Annotated in this window: 2 protein-coding genes and 1 pseudogene; all 3 read right to left on the reverse strand. The window is 70.6% G+C overall.

Features of this window, described 5'->3' with window-relative positions; genetic code table 11:
• Positions 1 to 186 precede the first annotated feature (186 nt).
• Complete coding sequence (locus tag MBTS_RS00410) at positions 187 to 1,338, reverse strand: ABC transporter substrate-binding protein (RefSeq protein WP_147832678.1); 1,152 nt, start codon at positions 1,336 to 1,338, stop codon at positions 187 to 189.
• Positions 1,339 to 1,394: 56 nt separating this feature from the next.
• Positions 1,395 to 2,618: a xanthine dehydrogenase family Fe-S subunit gene (locus MBTS_RS00415; RefSeq protein WP_192214873.1), complete on the reverse strand. Its 1,224-nt coding sequence runs from the start codon at positions 2,616 to 2,618 to the stop codon at positions 1,395 to 1,397.
• A pseudogene (locus tag MBTS_RS00420) lies at positions 2,615 to 2,964 on the reverse strand (FAD binding domain-containing protein); the annotation flags it as partial. The pseudogene MBTS_RS00420 and the gene MBTS_RS00415, both read right to left, overlap by 4 nt.

The raw sequence follows: 2,964 nt of genomic DNA on the forward strand, positions 1-2,964 counted from the left end.
GGGTGGTTGAGCGACCCTCAGCTTGCGGGGGCTAGCGGAGCCACCCCCACTCCTAACCTCTCCCCACAAGGGGGAGAGGGACGCGCTCTGCCTGCAAAAACAGATGGGGAATCCAGTAGCCCTAAGGAGGAGAGCCTGTTCCGCATGTGATACCCGAGGGGTGCGAGCCGGGAGGCATGCGCGCGGCTAGAGCGTCGGCACCACGACTTTTCCGCCGTCGATCTTGACGAGGTAGACGTCGGGCTTGCTCTGGCCGCTCTCGGACCCGACGGGGCCGGACTTGGCGAAGCGGATCGGGCCGTTGAGGCCGGTAAAATCGACCGACCAGAAGCCCTTCTTGATCGAGGCCGCATCGGCGGCGCCGCCCTTCTCGATGGCCGCCGCGATGGCGCGGATGCCGTCGTAGCCGCGAAAGCTCTCGGTGACGCCGGCGAACTCGAAGCCGCGCTTCTTCCACTCGCCGATGAAGTAGGCGGTGGCCGTCGGGTTCGGGGTCTTCTCCGGGTACCAGGGCAGGAAGGTGGTGAGATGCATCGTCCCCTCGGCGGCAGCACCCGCCTGGGCGATGATCTGGTCCGGATTCTGGGAGCCGCCGGTGGTGATGATCCGCTTTTTGAGGCCGAGCGCCGCCATCTGCTTGAACAGGAGCGTCAGTTGATCGACGGCGGCCGTGATCAGAAGCGTGTCGGCATCCGAGCCCTTCAGCTTGGAGAGTTGGGCGCTCATGTCCTGCGCGCCCTGGTCCATGGTCTCCACGAGGCCGACCGTGACACCCTTGCCCTTGAGCATCTTGCCGAAATCGGCCGCCGCCCCCCGGCCCCAGTCGTTGTTGATGGCCAGGAAATCGACCTTCTTCAGGCCGAGCTTTTCGACCATCGGCGCGAAGGCCTCGGCTTCGAGGGCCGAGGGCGGGGAGATGCGGAAGACGTAGGGGTTGCCCGAGGTGGTGATCTTGCCCGACGACGAGGTCTCCACCAGCATCGCGGTCTCGTAATCGGCGAGCTTGGGCATCACCGCGAGCGTCAGGCTGGACCCCCAGGCGCCCATCAGCACCGGGGTCTTGTCGCTGGTGATGAGTTTTTCGGCCACCGCCGCCGCTTCTGTGGGGTTGCTCTTGTTGTCCTCGACGACGAGTTCGAGCTTACGTCCCAAGACACCGCCCTTGGCGTTGATCTCGTCGGCGGCGATCCTGGCGCCATTGACCACGTAGGTGCCCGACGCCGCAAAGGGTCCGGTCAGGGGCTCGTTGACGCCGATCCGGATGGCCTGCGCGTGGGCCACCCCCGCCGACAGGACGAAGGCGAGGGTCAGAGCGGGGATCGTGTGGCTGCGCGTCATGGTGGTCTCCGGTCTTTGGCAGGATCGCGGGCAGGATCGCGGGGAGGAGGCGACGGTCAGGGACGGCGGCCCCATGCGGCGAGGCGCCGGCGCAGGGAGGTCGTCAACATCGTGAGGAGCAGGCGCAGGGGGTTGAGGCCCGTGGCGGCCGGGACCGGCGCACCGGAGAGCCGGGCTTCGAGGTTCGCGGCGAAGTCGGCCCCGAGGCGTCCGGCGAGGTCGCGCACGAGCCCCGGCCGCCCGAACTGCGCCAACGGCCCCTGGAGGGTGTAGCCGACGGCGAGATCGATCCGGGCGGTACCGGGGATCTCGCCCGGTCCGACGCGGTAGCGGATCTCGCCCTGCGTGGCGGAGCGTCCGCCCGCGTCGCTGCCGGCCCCGAGGATGCGTCCCGTGCGAACCGCCTCATCGCGAAAGATCCGGGCGCGACCGCGAAAGCGCGCGGCGATCGGCCCGATCCGCACTTGAAGCGCGCCCTCGACGGCGTCCGGAGTCGGCTGGCCCGTCAGCATGGCGCCGGGCAGGCAGGCGGCCACGGCCTCGACGTCGCCGAACAAGGCGAAAACGGTGTCGGGCGGGTGCGCCACGGTGAAGGCCTGGTCGAACCGGTGCGCGGGCACGAAATCGCCGTCGAGATCGGCAATCGACGGTGCGGTCTCGGCCTGCGCGACGGGCCGTAGGGGCGTGCGGGCCGCATCCGATGCCGGGCCGGACGATGTGCCGAGGCGCGCGCCGACGGGGCCGAGGCCGCGCTGTCCGCCGGTCGTCGGCCCGATGCCGCGGGCGCGACGCTCGGCGATGACGCCGCGCACCGCCCGGACGATGCCGACATAACCGGTGCAGCGGCATAGATTGCCCGAGAGGCCGGCACGGATGCGGCGCTCGTCGGCGTCCGGCAGGCGCAGGACGAGGTCGCGGGCGGCGATGAGCATGCCGGGCGTGCAGTAGCCGCACTGAAGGGCGTGCTCGCGGTTGAAGGCGGCGCGCAGTTCTCCGGCGACCGGGTCGTCGTCGAGCCCTTCGATGGTGGTCACCTCGGCGCCCGCGCAGGCGCCGGAGAAGGTCAGGCAGGCCCGCGCCGGCTCGCCGTCGAGGAGCACCGTGCAGGCGCCGCAGATTCCGTGCTCGCAGCCGAGATGGGTTCCAGTGAGGTCGAGGGTGTCGCGCAGGACGTCGGCGAGATGGGTGCGCGGCTCGGCCCGAAGGCTCCGCGCCCGGCCGTTGACGGTGAGAGCGAGGGGCGGGCTCTCGTCGCGGAGGGCGAACGATGCGGTGCTCATGCGGCCTCGCCGACTGTGCGTGTGAGGGAGGGCGGCGCGGCAGCCGCCTGCGCGATGGCGCGCGCCAGAACGGTGACGTGGACGTGGCGGTCGACGGCGTCGATCATCCCGGCCCCGCGCAGGCGCGCATCGGCGGCCCGTGCATCGAAGCGTTCGGCGAAGTCGGGGCCGATCCGGCCGCCGAACAGCTCGGAGGCGTCCGGCAGCACGAGGGGCGTACGCTCGATGGCGCCGATCACCACGCGGCCGCGTCCGGCATGGGGCTCGATCCGCACGGCCCCGATGGCGTGGGCGAACTCGCCGATCTTGGAGCAATGCTTGACGTAGCCCCAGGCGGTACCGGGAG

The organism is Methylobacterium bullatum (assembly GCF_014845095.1).
In the GTDB taxonomy this organism is placed as follows: Bacteria; Pseudomonadota; Alphaproteobacteria; order Rhizobiales; family Beijerinckiaceae; genus Methylobacterium; species Methylobacterium bullatum.